Consider the following 15,234-nt stretch of genomic DNA (forward strand, 5'->3'; position numbering starts at 1 on the left):
GGTAATATGACTAGAGAAACCGTAACCGGGGAGCATCATGAAAGCCACCACTGAAAACCCACTTCTCAGCCAGGCCGAACAATTGTGCGAGCAGCGCAATGTCCGCCTGACGCCGCAGCGGCTGGAGGTACTGCGCCTGATGTCGCAGCAAAACGGTGCGATAAGTGCTTATGATTTGCTGGATTTATTGCGCCAGTCTGAGCCGCAGGCAAAACCACCGACCGTTTACCGCGCCCTGGATTTTCTCTTGGAGCAAGGTTTTGTTCACCGCGTTGAATCCACCAACAGCTTTGTGCTGTGCCATCATTTTGCCGAACCGTCCCATACCTCCGCTTTTTTCATTTGCGACCGCTGTGGCTTGGTCACTGAGCAAACCACACAGGGCATTGAAGACATATTACAGCGTATGGCGGCCGTCGCCGGCTTTACCCTCTCCCATAACGTGGTAGAAGCGCACGGTTTCTGTCCGCAGTGTGCTGAAGTGCAGGCCTGTGAGCATCCTGACGCGTGCGAACACGACCACAGCATTGCAATAAAAAAACGATAAAAATCCTCGCCTACCTAGGCATTATTTTAATGAGGGCGGGATGGCGGACCCTGTGCTCGGCTGGGCCAACAGCGCCGCGTTTTAGCACAGATAATAAGGCGCCTAGGCGGCGAGTCGCATCATCGCTGTTGACCACGCCCTGTAAATCAGACATCAATTGCATGACGCTACAACCTCACATCGTTAAAAATGGCCAACCGGCCTGCCAGTGATCCCCTCGCCAGTACTTCGAGCCTTCCACCCTTCGTGTGGGGGGTCGAAGAGAGGCAATAGCAGCCAGAATACGCGCTCTGAATTGATGTGGTAATATCCCACAGGATTAGACCCAAGGTAGGGTAATATTCCATTAGGGTTAATGGCAGCATCTACCGTAATAGTGTTTTGATCGCAGCGTTGCACATCGGCTCGGTGTTAACGAAGAAGCATCAAGTAACGTTTAGTTTGATGTCAATTTGCCTTATCACTTCTTGGCCATGATAAATGTGCAGTGGTCGTCTATTATCTGGCGTAATAAAATCCTCTGCTATTAAGTCGTTCAGTAGCGTTATTTATTTCTCAGCCCTCTGTCACAAAACATGCCAACAAACTATTAATCCTTAAAAACGTTATATTAATAAATCATAATCTTCCCATTAACGTGACTATAGGCCTAATGTGTCGATAACCTCGTTGATGGGATAATGTCAACCGCTAAGGAGCGAAAATATGATTATCGGATTAATTAGTGATATTCACCAAAATGGGCAAAATGAGAATAAGGTACTAGAAATATCCCTGAAGAATATGGCAAAAAATGGGGCTACGGCATTGATTATGGCCGGCGACATCGGTGATGAGCACAGCAGGAGAGAGAAAGCGTTTTCAATCATAAACGATTGTTTCCCCCAAGAATTTCATAACGCCATGATGCTTATGTTAGGCAATCATGATGTCAGAACGGGTGTAAGACCAGATAAATCCTTAGATCCAGATTTGGTAAACTTATATCACGACTATTTAGATAAATTTGGCATTCACTATTACGATAATACCATGTGCATTGACACTTGGTTTAACGATTATCATGTTTTGTGTTTGAATACCGATCAGGGTCTCAAAGATAGTATGTTTCTAATTGCGACTTCACTAGCATGGCTAAAAGAGAAATTAGCCGAAGATAGCGACATCCACAAACCCATTATTGTCGTTACACACCAGTCTTTCAACTCATCCCATTGGCGTGCGGGGCTTTTTGGGGGTTTTGGCGAGCAAGATGAAATACTTAAGGAATTATTCAACCATTATCCGCAAATCATTTTGCTGAACGGCCACATACATAATGGCTTGGGCGTGATCGAATTTATTCAACGCCCTTTTGGCACACTTGTCGAAATCCCCAGTTTAACTAAAAGTGAAAATGGCGTTAAATCAGCGGGCACGGGATGGTTAATTAAAACAAGTCAGGAAACATTTGTTTTTGAAGCATGGGATTTTTTTAATGACAAGAGATTAAATCAATATGACCAAGCCATTAATTTCCCGCAATTGTCGGTCTTGACCCAGGAGCTAACGGATGCCGAGAAAAGTGCACCGCAGGACCTGCTGGCTAAAGCATCAGTGTTAATGAACAAGCAATACCTGGACGATATGCCTGATGGCGATTCTACCGTTAAAGGGCAAAGTGATTATGGTATTAATAAAATTTATGATGAGGACACTTGGATCGATATAGAAGCGTTACGACATGAAATAATTGATTATTTAGACGAGGAAAATTCTATCTCTTCCCCATAAACAATGGAGAAATTATCAGCGACGTGTCATTGCGAAAAATATTAAATGCCCACGATCAGGTCCTCATTAAAATATACGATGGCGGATGGACCCCTAAGATTTTTCTTCCTGCAATGGATGGCGGCAATAAAACGATCAAAATCGTTACCAACGCCGGCTATCAGACGCGAGTCTATTACGATAAGCAAGAGGTGGTCCTCAACAAGGGGAATGCGTTAAAGGTAACTACCCGCGTGAAATGGCATCGGGTTTAAGCGGTTAAAAGCTGTGCTGAGTAATGAAAGAGGTTTGCTTTGCCGTTGGCGGTAACTCATTATCATCATTGATGACGACAACCTTGAGACGGCACTTAACAGATCAAAAAGAGAACAGAAATAACATCTTCTATATCAAGAAAGGGTAAGCGCGTAGCGTCATTCATTATTGTGTGGTTAATGAGAGAAGGGTTTAGGGTCTACCCAACTGTGAGGAGAACTCCCGCTTTATCAGAGCAACGAATTTAGTAAAACGGCGATAAGGATGACAATCAATAGCACAGATCGGTGATTGCAGTTTTATCTTAAGCAGCTTCATTTAATAGAAAGGAGAACCGGCATCTTGACCCGCTATAGCCAACAATATACATCATAAATAAGCGCCTGGCACTTGCAGCCAGGTGGTACATCCTTGTACCTTTGGGTAGGAACCCTTCGGTGGGAAAGCACTTAGGCTAACCCACCCTTGATGACCTGAAACCGCTTACCAACGATATTTGTTGCGGGTTTCCCAATCTTTCACTTCGGTTTCGGCCGCATCTTTGCCGTAGCCGTAGCGTTCCTGGATTTTACCGACTAATTGATCGCGTTTCCCTTCCACCACGGTCAAATCATCATCGGTAAGTTTTCCCCATTGTTCTTTGATTTTACCTTTGAATTGTTTCCAATTGCCGCTGGCTTCGTCTTTATTCATGTGATGACTCCTTCTGTAAGGTAGTTTATCAATAACCTTCATTTCCTCGTCTGAATTCGCAAATCCAGCCATACGTGTAAAGAAGCGATGCGCTAAGCATTAACTAAATTATAGCAGCGGATTTGGCAAAGGCCGGATTTACCAGACGATCCCATCGTAAAATGCCGTAGAGGGTGGAAAAATTGAAATAACACCTGTTAAAACAGCAGGAAGTAAGACATTGGAAAAATACTTAGTCTGTAAGTAAATGTGTCGGTGACTCGGGTTAACCGCGTGACGCCGATCGGAGAAGAGCAAAAGGCAGCGTTAGGCCCGCATTTCCGCACTCATCACCGCCGAGCGCCTAAGGGCATAGAGCGCATGGCGACCTGGACGCCATTTGCCCGGAAAACGGACGACCGCGCAGTGGGGCCAGCGTGGTGCGACCCCGCCGCGCTGCGATCATAGCCAGTTGCCGTTGCGTATCACGCCAACCGCAAGCCCCTCGATGGTCAGTTCCTGCTGACGCAGATCCACCACGATGGGAGAAAATTCGCTGTTTTCCGGTAATAATTCGACGATGTTGCCCTGGCGCTTCAGCCGTTTGACGGTGACGTCATCGTCGATGCGCGCCACGATGACTTGACCATTGCGGGCTTCCTGCGTTTTATGGACCGCCAGCAGGTCACCGTCCATAATACCAATGTCTTTCATTGACATACCGCTAACACGCAGCAGAAAATCCGCGTGGGGCTTAAACAAGGCGGGATCCACCTGATAATGGCTTTCAATATGCTGTGTCGCCAGCAGAGGCTCTCCGGCGGCCACGCGACCAATCAGCGGCAATCCGCTTTCTTCTTCTATCATCAGACGGATGCCGCGCGATGCGCCGGAGACAATTTCGATAGCGCCTTTGCGCGCCAGCGCTTTCAAATGCTCTTCCGCCGCATTGGGAGAACGGAACCCCAGACGCGACGCAATCTCGGCGCGCGTGGGCGGCATGCCGGTCTGCGTGATATGGTCGCGGATCAGGTCAAAAACCTCTTGTTGTCTGGTGGTTAGCGCTTTCATTCCGTCCCCTGTTTGTTTATACAGTCTTTCTGAGAGTATATACAGGTCATTGCCAATTGAAAACCGAAAACGCGCGAAATAGGGTGCCATTCACGATAATATAACTCCCTCGCCGTGTAGTCGCGGCAACCGGGCGCCCTAAGACATGGCGCGGGCAGCGCTCATAACATTGCTCCGCCTCCCTTGGTTAGCCGCCGCCCCCGGGCCGGTTACCCACGATTGCCATGGAACCCGAACCCGGCGGGCATTAATTTTGCACGCGATGCCGCAGCGATTGCCGCTGTGGCCTCAGACGCTGACGCGCCACAGATCCGCCGCGCGGTTTCTGGTATTCTTGCATCGCATTGCTAACAAGAGGCTTCACAAAGACATGTCAGGTTGGCGTAGAATTTATTATACGTTGTTGGATTTACCGCTAAAGTTGCTGGTAAGAAGTAAAGTTATTCCGGCCGATCCGCGCGCTGAAGCTGGCCTCGATCCCCGGCAGCCCATGATGTATGTGCTGCCCTATAATTCCAAAGCGGACCTGCTCACATTACGTACGCAATGCCTGAAACAGGGGTTGCCCGATCCGCTGACGCCGCTGCATATCGACGGCGTTACCCTACCGCGCTATGTTTTTATTCATGACGGGCCGCGCATATTGTCGTGGTACGCCGAAAAACCGCAGTCGGTCTCGCTGTTTCATAATTATCTTGATTTGCACCGCTCGAATCCTGCGCTGGATGTGCAGTTGGTGCCTGTGTCGGTCATGTTCGGCCGTTCGCCCGGCAGAGAGTCGCAATCCAGTCAGCCGGCGCCGCAATTGCGACTGCTGAACGGTATCGAGAAGTTCTTCGCGGTGCTGTGGCTTGGACGCGACAGTTTCGTGAGGTTCTCGCGGCCGTTATCGCTGCGTTATATGGCGACAGAGCACGGCACCGACAAGTCTATCGCGCAGAAACTCGCCCGTGTCGCGCGTATTCATTTTGCCCGGCAGCGGCTGGTGGCGGCGGGGCCGCGGCTGCCGGTACGTCAGGATCTGTTCAATAAGCTGCTGGCCTCCAAAGCCATTGAAAAAGCGGTGGAGGATGAGGCGCGCAGCAAGAAAATTTCCGTGGAAAAGGCCCAGCAAAACGCCATCGAACTCATGGAGGAAATCGCCGCCGATTTTTCTTATGAAGCGATCCGCCTTTCGGACCGGGTGCTGAGCTGGACCTGGAACCGGCTGTATCAAGGGCTACACGTGCGCAACGCCGAGCGGGTCCGTCAACTGGCGGAAGAGGGCCACGAGATTGTTTATGTGCCCTGCCACCGCAGCCATATGGATTATTTGTTGCTTTCCTATGTGCTTTACCATCAAGGGCTCGTGCCGCCACATATCGCCGCCGGCATTAACCTAAATTTCTGGCCGGCGGGCCCGATTTTCCGCCGGCTGGGGGCGTTTTTTATTCGTCGCACCTTCAAAGGCAATAAGCTCTACTCCACCATTTTCCGCGAATACCTCGGCGAGTTATTCACCCGCGGCTATTCGGTGGAGTATTTCGTCGAAGGGGGGCGCTCCCGCACCGGGCGGCTGCTGGAGCCGAAAACCGGGACGCTGACCATGACCATTCAGGCCATGCTGCGCGGGGGTAACCGCCCCATTACCCTGGTGCCGATTTATGTCGGCTATGAACATGTGATGGAAGTGGCGACCTACGCTAAAGAATTGCGCGGAGCGGCCAAAGAGAAAGAGGGGCTTTGGCAAATGCTGCGTGGATTGCGCAAATTGCGCAATCTCGGCCAGGGTTATGTCAATTTTGGCGACCCGCTGCCCCTGGCCACCTGGCTGTCGCAACAGGTACCGCAGTGGCGTGATTCCATCGATCCCATCGAGGCCCAGCGCCCGGGCTGGCTGGCGCCGGCGGTGGATGACATTGCGGCTACCCTTATGGTGCGGATCAACAACGCCGCCGCGGCCAATGCGATTAATTTATGCTCCACCGTACTGCTGGCCTCGCGCCAGCGCTCGCTCACCCGTCCGCAGTTGCTGTCGCAGTTAGCCTGTTATCTGGAGCTGCTGCGCAATGTGCCCTATGCGCCGGATATCACGGTACCCGATTTGACGCCGGAGGCGCTTTTGGCCCATGCGCTGGCGATGAACAAGTTTACCGTCGCGCATGACACTATCGGCGATATCGTCTGTTTGTCGCGCGATCAGGCCGTACTAATGACCTATTATCGCAATAACATCCAGCATCTGTTCATCCTGCCGTCGCTGGTGGCGAGTATTATTTGTGGCCGTCCGGGTATCGCGCGCCCGCAGCTGCACCAGCGGATCATGCTGTTGTATCCACTCCTGAAAGCGGAACTCTTTATGCGCTATAGCAAACAACAGTTGCCGCAGGTTATCGACAGTCTCATTACCGAACTGGCGCGCCAGGGACTGGTGGAAACGCGGGAAATGCTGCTGTACCCGGCACAAACGCGTCTCCATCCCTTGCAACTGCTGGCCGCCAGCGTGAGCGAAACGCTCCAGCGCTACGCCATTACCTTTTTGTTATTGCGCGCCCATCCGCAGCTTAACCGAAGCACGCTGGAAAAAGAGAGCCGGATTATGGCGCAGCGGCTTTCGGTACTGCACGGCATCAACGCGCCGGAGTTTTTCGATAAAGCGGTGTTTTCGACCCTGGTGGCGACGCTGCGCGCCGAGGAATATATCAGCGATACCGGCGACGCCATCGATGAGAAAGTCAGCGAGATGTGCGACATCCTGAGTGAATTGATCACGCCGGACGTCCTCGGCACCATCGAAAGCGCCAGTCTACTGGCGAACGGGCCGGCTATCGCGGCGCTGCCGGCGGAATAAGCGCAAAACCGCCGGCAGGCGCGATGGCGATAGTGCCGCGGCGACACCGCATTTCGTCAACCCATCGCGCCGATAACCGCCTACGCCGCAGTCTGCATTCCCCTCGCGGCGAAACGCGTTTAGATGAGGCAGCTTAACGCGGTAATAAACTCAGCAAAATGCCGATAAAAATCAGCATGCCAACAAAGTTATTATTCAGAAACGCCCGAAAGCAGGCCTGTCGCTCGCGGTTGGCGATAAGCTTTTGCTGCCAGAGAAACAGTGCCGCGGCGCCCGCCAGGGCCGAATAGTAGATCCCGCCGAGCCCGGCCTGCCAGCCGATAACGCCGAGCAACCCCAGCGTCGCCAATTGCAGCAACCCGATGATCAGTTTATCGAAGCGACCAAATAGGATGGCGGTGGATTTGACGCCGATACGCAGATCGTCGTCCCGGTCCACCATGGCATATTGGGTATCGTAAGCCACCGTCCAGGTGATATTGGCAAGAAACAGCAGCCAGCAATTTAGAGGTAAGGACTCACTCACAGCCGTAAACGCCATCGGAATCGACCAGCCGAACGCCGCGCCCAGCACCAGCTGCGGCAAATGCGTGTATCGCTTCATGAACGGATAAGCCCACGCCAGCGCCAGCGCTACCGTTGACAGCGCGATGGTCATACTGTTCAACGTCAACACCAGCGCAAACGAAATCCCCACCAGCGCGCCAAACAGGAGTTTGGCCTCTTTTTCACCGATTGCGCCGCTGGGCAAGGGGCGGGCGCGGGTACGTTTGACATGACCGTCTATTTTACGGTCCGCATAATCGTTAATCACGCAGCCGGCGGCGCGCATAAAGAAGACACCCAGAACAAATACCGTCAACGTTCCCAGAGCGGGCACGGCCATGCCCGCCAGCCACAGGGCCCAAAGCGTCGGCCACAGCAACAGCAGCGAACCGATGGGCTTATCAATCCGCATCAATCGGCACCATGCCTGCCATTTATCCTGTGTCAGACTGTGATCCAACGGAATTCTCCTTTTCTATTCTGGCGCACCGCCGCCGCGGGCATACAGCGGGCAATCGGGTAGAAACGCCTCTGTCAGCAGCAGCGGTTGCCCGTCGGGAAGCAGGCGAGCACGCCGCGCCCATAGGTCGCCCACCCGGCCGAATTGCATAATATCGCGCGCCGGCGGCCGATGGCGAAAAAGCCATTGCCCGAGCGGCACATCGCCGAGGCTCAGCACGTGCTGCGCCGGCCCTGCCTTTGTCGCGGCGGGAACCAGAGTGCGCGCGGTCAGCCAGGGCTTGTCATGACCATAAAGCACCACTTCCCGCAGCCAGAATCGCCCGCAGTCCGGCAGTAACGCCGCCTCGCCCGGTTCGATGCAGGCGGGGACAAACCCTTCACGAAAGCGCTGTACGCGGATTTGCCCGCAGTAGCGTTCAAGACGGCGCGTCATCGATCCACGCTCGGTCAACCAGCTGCGCGTGACGTCATCGGGCCAGGATGGCGGCGCGTCCAGCCACTGAATACCGTCAAGTAGCGCAACAATCGCCTGATCCGGCATAGGGTCCACGCTCGCTCCCAGGGTTAAAGATTTCATTGTAGCCCAGAACCGCCTTTCATTGACATGCCACACCTACAATTCACCGCGACGGACCGCGCCTCACGCCCGACGCAGATAGCCCTCTCCATGACACACAAACAGGCCGTGCCGAGGCGCGGATGAAAAAAATGGCCTCCATGAGGAGGCCATCCGTATTATGTACCGCGTCAGAGCGCTTATTCTACCGCGGGCGAGCGCCTATTCCACCGCGGGCGAGCGTTCGTCGGTCAGACCATAGAGATAGTATTTGCGTCCCACCATCTGACCACCGTCGCGGGTAAGCGGCGTCCAGTTGAACTGAGCGCGGGTCCGGTTCGGCGTAACCGTGAGGACATCCAGCGGGATCGATAGATAGAAGCCTTTGGTAAAGGATCCCTCGCCGTACTCCTCTTTCGAGACGTTGGTAAAGGTGGCGTAAGCACCGGCGGTAATACCGCTGTCGAAACGTTTAGAAAGGTCGAAGGTGACGCCCTTATCTTTCGCCAGATACTGCCCGACGCTGGCCTTGACCAGTACCCCCTTCAAGAAGGTCGGCTGCCAATACCCCGTCAGGTTACCGGTCGCGACCTTGTAGTCGGTGAACTTCATCATATTGTCCCAATCGCGCTGCTTGACGTAGTTACCGTCAACGCCGACCGCCCAGTTACTGTCCAGCGGACGATAAAGCAGCTCGCCGCCGACGCCGCCATACATCATCTCCAGATACCCACCGTACAGCTGGCCGTACCAGCCATCCCCCAACCGATCGATATAGGTGGTCTGCAAGTTGCTGATATAAACGTCGTTTTGCACGTAGGAGCGGATATGGGTACGCACGCGCGGCAGATGGGAATCCGACGGCGGATCGGTGTAGTTGAATTTATCGTAATTATTTACGATATTGCCGAACAGGCTACCCGACAGCGCCCAGTGGTTAGTAAGCCAGTAATTGGCCGTCCCCTCCACGCCGATCTGATAAAGATAGAAACTTTCCGGGCCGCCAAAGGACTGGTTCAGCACCGGCGACCAGCTCAGCTGCAGCCGGCTGCGGTCGATGTAATAGCCCTGCTCGGCGGTTTTCGGCACGTCGGGCTCGACGCGGCGCTGAATCAGCGGCTTCTCATGGCCCAGCGGATAGCCTTGCAGCGTGTCTTGCAGGCTGCGTACATTGGTCTCGGTGGTCACCATCGGCATATTTTCGCGCATTTCGGTGACTTTCAGCGTGTCGATATTTTCCGGCAGATTATTCACCATAATGCGGTTGGCGCGATCCACGCCCTCCGCGCTATCGCGGTATTTATACTGCTGGCCGGTCATATACATGGTGTGACCTTTCACCTGAATATGCGGTGCCGTATAGCCGGCATTACTCTGCATATCGGTCAATTGCTGCGCCACCACCTGATGCTGCAAAATTTCCGTCTGCGGATTCGGGGCGTAGTCCGGTTTTTTCTCGTCGATATGCTGCTGCCGCAAATCGTTAAAGTTGGTGCGCAGCGTAACGCCGAACATGAAGGTGTTGCCGCGTTCGTAGCTTACGTTGACGTCCGCCCAGTCGGCGACTCGGTAAATCGCCCCGACGTTAACGGGGGATTTCTGATCGAGGGTCCCCGCGAAATCATCCTGGTAATTGTTACCTTCATACTCGACCTTCAAACGCAGCGGCTGCCAGGGGGTTTGATATTCAACGCCGCCAAAGACCGCCGACGGCCCGTGGAAGAAAGAGTCGGTATTGAAATTGCCGGCCCGGCGATTGGAGTTATCGCGATAGCAGTAGCTGTCTTTGACCTTACAGAACGGGTTGGTGACGTTACCGCGGCTGCCGAGATAGCCCCATCCCAAACCAAGGCTGAAGTCGAACGGCCCCCAGGCTTTGCTGGCCGCGACAAATTCGCTGTCAAACAGGCCGGTACCGCCGAAGTCGCGTACGCCCACCGATAACTCAGGCAGCCAATAACTCTCTTTCAGCAAGCGCAGTTTGAAATCGACGCCCTTATCTTTGTAGGTCTGATCGCCGCTGAAACTTTCCACGCTGCTGTATTTCCGCGTACGCACATCGGTATAGCGGATGGTGCTTTCCAGCCAGGGGAACAGTTGCAGGTTCAGGGAGTAGAAGCGATATTGATCGTTATCGCGGTAGTTCATGCTGAACTCGCCTTCCCGCGCCATACGCCCGGTAGGCGTTTGCAGCAGGCCCACGCCGCCCTGATCCATTTGCGACGGCCCTACCGGTTCGGGATAAGAAGCGGCCTGACAGGCGCTGGCCACCGATAGCGCAATAAAACTGAGGAGATATTTTTTATTCATCAGTCAGGGATCCGGTGAGTCAGTAAGGAGATAATCTGTTCATTTACGTCCCGGTAGGCCCTGGGCAGTGACCAGGAAGAGAACCCGACATAGATGATGCTGCCCGGTGCCACTTCCACATGACGGTGATTCCAGTAAGCCACGGGCACCTCCTCCGTTTTACCATCCGGCGCAATGACCCAAGCCACGTTTTTCTCCGCACCGCTTAAACGCTGGTGGGTTTGCAGATATTCCACAACATCGCGACCAGGCTGATAGGGCTGCGGGCCGGCAGGCGTCGTGACACCGACCACCAATACGCTGGTGGGCCGGGATAAGGTATAGACGCTATAATCGCCGCTCAGCCTGCGGTTGGCTTCGGGATGTAAACGTATCCAGTCAGGATCCAGCGGCACAAACTGCCGTCCGGTCACCCGCATCGCGGCCAATTGCGCGCGCACCCGATCCACGGAGTCGGCCAACTCGCCGTTGTTATCCGCGCGCAGTTCGGCACTGAAGGCACTTAACCGAGCCAGCCATTGTTGCTGCACCTGCTGCTGCACCCCGCTGGCGCCCCTTTCCGCTATCACGGTGCCCGGCCACCAGGTGCGTCCGTTAAGCTCCGGGCGCAGCGTAAGCTGTTCCAGATTGGCGGCGCCTTGTAACACCACCGCTTGAGATTGCCCAGGATAATGAATCGCCACCCGGCTGTCGGCCAAGGCGGACGCGATAAAACCAGCACATAAACTCACGGCGATTAAGAGTTGTTTTTTCATGGTTTATAGGGATTTAAAGTGGTGGTTTCAATCGGGAAGTAATCCGGGCCAATGGATTGTTCCGTTTTTATCACGGCGCCGGATCGCGCATCGACCCAGTAACGGTTACGATAGTGCGTTTTCAGCTCGACAACGGTGACATCTTCCTCAAGCACGCGGGTTGCGCGGGGGACATTGAGTATCGTCAGGGTTTCGTTATCCGCCAGGCTGAACCGGGAGACAAACGTCGCGGCCCGCAGTTGGCCTTTCTCCGTCCACGACCGGGTAGAGGTCCATTCGGTACCATTGAGGATACGATTGGGATGGATAAGGGGATCGGTGTCGAGGTTGGTCACTTCCAAGAGGTTATCCGGCAGACCCAGGGTTTTGATAAGACGGCCATTGCGCGTGACCAGCATAGCCTGATCGCGGGTAGCCCATTTAAGATCACCCTGTTCGGCATAGGCCAACACCACAAAGATTTGCGACCCGTCGTTCACTTTGGCGTACATGCTGGCGTAAGGGATCGCGCGCACCTGGGCCGGCGTCATCTCAACGTCAGGCGTCCCAAAGATGGCCAATGCGAACGTATCACCTATACCCTTTTGTGACTGACTGCAAGCGGCCAACAGAAAGCACACTACTAACAAAAAGAAATAGCGCACGTCGTTTCATCCTAAACGAAAAATGTCCAAAAAATAACCACACTTGCGTGTGGTTACTGATTATTTTTTTACTTAGAACGTTGAAGTCGTGGTGCTGGTGCTGGTGTTATTGCCGCCACCATTATCGTCGTTGTGGGAGGAGATCAACGCCGCGCCAGCGATAACGGCGATAGCGCCGACACCTACCGCAGTGGCCGCGCCAGCGCTCAGGCCGGAAGCCGTAGCGCCACCCGCGGTGCCGCCCTGATCAGAACCGGTCGTGGTCGCCGGTGCAGCGATCGCATAGGAACCACTCGCCATCAACGCTGCAGCTATTACTACATTTAACAGTTTTTTCATATTAAATACCTTTAACTCATGAGGATGATGACTATAGGCAAGATAAATGGTTATCTGCCTTATATAAGCATCATAAAGCAATATAATGCAATAAAATACAGATTGCATTCTTGGCTAATGAGAAGGTCGCAAAAGTGCTGAAAGGCGGGTAAGAAGAGAACAATGCGATATATTTCACTGCCTTGTTATCGGCATGTAAAATTAAATATCGCCATTACTCCATTATTGTCGCGATAATTTGCTGAAAGGCTTATCAAGTGGACCGCGCAGTAGGCGAAAAGTTGCATCCCACAATAACGGCAACATAGACGAAAAAGGGCGACGGCGTTTAAACGCGTAATGGGTTAATTCACTGATTTTAAATGTCTAATAGACGTTTACCACCGCTAATTTTCATCGCCCGCGACCGGCGATGACCGGGGTATTTTTAAGAATAACCCTAAAAGTGTTTCTTAATAGTCGCCGGCGTCACGCTTTGAGTTATTGGTGGCCTGCTGCGGGAAGTAAAGCGGCCCGGAATCGGCCGCACTTCCACAAAGAAAATTTATCAGTGACGCCAGGCCTTATAGCGATTAATCAGGCCGTTGGTAGAACTATCATGCGCGTCAATCGGCTTATCCTGAGCCAGTTCCGGCAAAATGCGATTAGCGAGCTGCTTGCCCAACTCAACGCCCCACTGGTCGAAGGTATAGATATTCAATATCGCCCCTTGGGTAAAAATCTTGTGCTCGTACAGCGCAATCAGCGCGCCCAGGCTGTAAGGGGTAATCTCGCGCAGCAAAATAGAGTTGGTGGGACGGTTGCCCTCAAACACTTTAAACGGCGCCACATGCCGCACCTGTTCCGGTGATTTACCGGCCGCGCTGAATTCTTGCTCCACGGCATCGCGTGATTTGCCAAAGGCCAGCGCTTCAGTCTGGGCGAAGAAATTGGACAGCAGTTTGGCGTGGTGATCGGCAAGAGGATTATGGCTGATGGCGGGAGCGATAAAATCGCAAGGCACGATTTTCGTCCCCTGGTGAATCAGCTGATAAAATGCATGCTGGCCGTTGGTGCCCGGTTCACCCCAGATAATAGGCCCGGTTTGATAACTCACGGGATGCCCTTCGCGATCGACATATTTCCCGTTGGACTCCATATTACCCTGCTGGAAATAGGCCGCGAAGCGGTGCATATATTGATCGTAAGGCAGAATCGCCTCGGTTTCCATGCCGTAGAAATTGTTATACCAGATGCCGATGAGCGCCAACAGTACCGGTAAATTCTTCTCCAGCGGCGTTGCGATGAAATGATGGTCCATGGCGTGCGCGCCGCTGAGCAGTTTTTCAAAATTATCAAAACCCAGCGACAGCGCAATGGATAAACCGATGGCGGACCACAGCGAATAGCGGCCGCCAACCCAGTCCCAGAACTCAAACATATTCTCGGTATCGATGCCGAATTCCGCTACCGCTTTGGCGTTGGTGGACAAGGCGGCGAAATGGCGGGCGACATGTTTCTCATCACCGGCGGTTTTCAGGAACCAATCCCGCGCGCTGTGGGCATTGGTCATGGTCTCCTGGGTGGTAAAGGTTTTGGAGGCCACCAGGAATAAGGTGGTCGCCGGATCCAGGTTTTTAATCGTTTCAGCGATATGGGTGCCGTCAACGTTGGACACATAATGCATGTGGAGATGATTTTTATAAGGCCGTAACGCCTCGGTTACCATATACGGACCCAAATCGGAGCCGCCGATACCGATGTTGACGATATCGGTGATGGTGCGGCCGGTATACCCTTTCCATTCGCCGCCGATCACCCGTTCGCAGAAGTGTTTCATTTTCGCCAGCACCGCATTGACGTCCGGCATCACATCCTTGCCGTCAACGTTGATCGGCGTATTGCTGCGGTTGCGTAGCGCCACATGCAGCACCGCCCGATCTTCGGTACGGTTGATTTTCTCGCCGTTGAACATGGCGGCAATCGCTTCCTTGACGCCACATTCTTCCGCCAGCGCCAATAAGCGGGTCAAGGTCTCGGCGGTAATGCGGTTTTTGGAGTAATCCACCAGCATCTGGTCGTCGAACGTTGCCGAGAAGGCGGAAAAACGCGCCGGCTCCTGCGCGAACAGGTCGCTTATCTGCACGTCTTTCATCGAGTCGAAATGTTGTTGCAGCGCTTTCCAGGCCGCGGTATGACTGGGATTGATATTTTTCATAACAACACTCTTATAGGTGATTAAATCGTCGCATATTTTTTTGATTGTATCGCTTAACGCCGCGCCGGGGAGGCTTTTTCTTGCGCTAATGCGTCGCCCTGTGCGAAAACCGGCATCGGCCGCGCGGCATACCTTTATTCAGCCTAACAGACTCGCGCTGTTTTTCCTGCAGCAAATTATCCGCCGCCAAGAATCGGGCCGGCGATAATAAAATCACGCGCTGCCACGTTGACATCATCGTTATTACCCGTTATTTCTAATGGCCTAGTGACGCATC

The 15,234-nt window shown here is 53.4% G+C and carries 13 protein-coding genes; 4 read left to right on the plus strand and 9 right to left on the minus strand.

All coding sequences use genetic code 11. The features are described 5' to 3' along the window. The first annotated feature begins 37 nt into the window (after positions 1-37). From zur to SANT_RS24915, 3 genes are all read left to right on the plus strand, one after another. A complete protein-coding gene (gene zur, locus SANT_RS19775) occupies positions 38-547 on the plus strand; it encodes a zinc uptake transcriptional repressor Zur (protein WP_025423968.1) in 510 nt (169 codons plus the stop codon). Between the two features lie 705 nt (positions 548-1,252). Beyond that, a complete protein-coding gene (locus SANT_RS19780; RefSeq protein WP_025423969.1) occupies positions 1,253-2,320 on the plus strand; it encodes a metallophosphoesterase family protein in 1,068 nt (355 codons plus the stop codon). Between the two features lie 113 nt (positions 2,321-2,433). Further along, complete coding sequence (locus SANT_RS24915) at positions 2,434-2,574, plus strand: hypothetical protein (RefSeq protein ID WP_420480363.1); 141 nt, start codon at positions 2,434-2,436, stop codon at positions 2,572-2,574. Between the two features lie 484 nt (positions 2,575-3,058). On the opposite strand, the gene SANT_RS19785 is transcribed toward SANT_RS24915, so the two are convergent. Continuing rightward, entirely contained in the window at positions 3,059-3,268 is a 210-nt protein-coding gene (locus tag SANT_RS19785; RefSeq protein ID WP_025423970.1) for a CsbD family protein, read from the minus strand. A 441-nt stretch (positions 3,269-3,709) separates the two neighbouring features. After that, positions 3,710-4,318, minus strand: coding sequence for a transcriptional repressor LexA (lexA, locus tag SANT_RS19790; RefSeq protein WP_025423971.1), 609 nt, complete (start codon positions 4,316-4,318; stop codon positions 3,710-3,712). Positions 4,319-4,688: 370 nt separating this feature from the next. Here lexA and plsB point away from each other — a divergent pair, with 370 nt between their 5' ends. Further along, positions 4,689-7,148, plus strand: coding sequence for a glycerol-3-phosphate 1-O-acyltransferase PlsB (gene plsB, locus SANT_RS19795; protein ID WP_025423972.1), 2,460 nt, complete (start codon positions 4,689-4,691; stop codon positions 7,146-7,148). A gap of 133 nt (positions 7,149-7,281) precedes the next feature. Here plsB and ubiA read toward each other — a convergent pair whose 3' ends face one another. The 7 genes from ubiA to pgi form a co-directional block, all read right to left on the minus strand. After that, on the minus strand, positions 7,282-8,154 hold the full coding sequence (gene ubiA / locus SANT_RS19800) for a 4-hydroxybenzoate octaprenyltransferase (RefSeq protein WP_025423973.1): 873 nt from the start codon (positions 8,152-8,154) through the stop codon (positions 7,282-7,284). Between the two features lie 15 nt (positions 8,155-8,169). Then, on the minus strand, positions 8,170-8,733 hold the full coding sequence (gene ubiC, locus SANT_RS19805) for a chorismate lyase (protein ID WP_051440195.1): 564 nt from the start codon (positions 8,731-8,733) through the stop codon (positions 8,170-8,172). A gap of 201 nt (positions 8,734-8,934) precedes the next feature. Beyond that, on the minus strand, positions 8,935-11,022 hold the full coding sequence (locus SANT_RS19810; RefSeq protein WP_025423975.1) for a YjbH domain-containing protein: 2,088 nt from the start codon (positions 11,020-11,022) through the stop codon (positions 8,935-8,937). Beyond that, on the minus strand, positions 11,022-11,777 hold the full coding sequence (locus tag SANT_RS19815) for a capsule biosynthesis GfcC family protein (protein ID WP_025423976.1): 756 nt from the start codon (positions 11,775-11,777) through the stop codon (positions 11,022-11,024). Before SANT_RS19815 ends, SANT_RS19810 begins: the two co-directional genes overlap by 1 nt. Further along, positions 11,774-12,421: a YjbF family lipoprotein gene (locus SANT_RS19820; RefSeq protein ID WP_025423977.1), complete on the minus strand. Its 648-nt coding sequence runs from the start codon at positions 12,419-12,421 to the stop codon at positions 11,774-11,776. Before SANT_RS19820 ends, SANT_RS19815 begins: the two co-directional genes overlap by 4 nt. Before the next feature lie 72 nt (positions 12,422-12,493). Continuing rightward, positions 12,494-12,868: an exopolysaccharide production protein YjbE gene (gene yjbE, locus SANT_RS24755; RefSeq protein ID WP_237234634.1), complete on the minus strand. Its 375-nt coding sequence runs from the start codon at positions 12,866-12,868 to the stop codon at positions 12,494-12,496. Positions 12,869-13,307: 439 nt separating this feature from the next. Continuing rightward, on the minus strand, positions 13,308-14,957 hold the full coding sequence (pgi, locus tag SANT_RS19830; RefSeq protein WP_025423979.1) for a glucose-6-phosphate isomerase: 1,650 nt from the start codon (positions 14,955-14,957) through the stop codon (positions 13,308-13,310). Positions 14,958-15,234: the final 277 nt, after the last annotated feature.

The sequence above is a fragment of the Sodalis praecaptivus genome (genome assembly GCF_000517425.1).
Classification (GTDB): domain Bacteria; phylum Pseudomonadota; class Gammaproteobacteria; order Enterobacterales; family Enterobacteriaceae; genus Sodalis_A; species Sodalis_A praecaptivus.

What these genes read in the sequence shown, in the direction of transcription:
- SANT_RS19810 (WP_025423975.1), bottom strand. Translation starts at nt 11,022, where the DNA reads ATGAATAAAAAATATCTCCTCAGTTTTATTGCGCTATCGGTGGCCAGC.
- lexA (WP_025423971.1), bottom strand. Translation starts at nt 4,318, where the DNA reads ATGAAAGCGCTAACCACCAGACAACAAGAGGTTTTTGACCTGATCCGC.
- SANT_RS24915 (WP_420480363.1), top strand. Translation starts at nt 2,434, where the DNA reads ATGGATGGCGGCAATAAAACGATCAAAATCGTTACCAACGCCGGCTAT.
- zur (WP_025423968.1), top strand. Translation starts at nt 38, where the DNA reads ATGAAAGCCACCACTGAAAACCCACTTCTCAGCCAGGCCGAACAATTG.
- SANT_RS19815 (WP_025423976.1), bottom strand. Translation starts at nt 11,777, where the DNA reads ATGAAAAAACAACTCTTAATCGCCGTGAGTTTATGTGCTGGTTTTATC.
- ubiC (WP_051440195.1), bottom strand. Translation starts at nt 8,733, where the DNA reads ATGAAATCTTTAACCCTGGGAGCGAGCGTGGACCCTATGCCGGATCAG.
- SANT_RS19785 (WP_025423970.1), bottom strand. Translation starts at nt 3,268, where the DNA reads ATGAATAAAGACGAAGCCAGCGGCAATTGGAAACAATTCAAAGGTAAA.
- yjbE (WP_237234634.1), bottom strand. Translation starts at nt 12,868, where the DNA reads ATGCAATCTGTATTTTATTGCATTATATTGCTTTATGATGCTTATATA.
- SANT_RS19780 (WP_025423969.1), top strand. Translation starts at nt 1,253, where the DNA reads ATGATTATCGGATTAATTAGTGATATTCACCAAAATGGGCAAAATGAG.
- pgi (WP_025423979.1), bottom strand. Translation starts at nt 14,957, where the DNA reads ATGAAAAATATCAATCCCAGTCATACCGCGGCCTGGAAAGCGCTGCAA.
- plsB (WP_025423972.1), top strand. Translation starts at nt 4,689, where the DNA reads ATGTCAGGTTGGCGTAGAATTTATTATACGTTGTTGGATTTACCGCTA.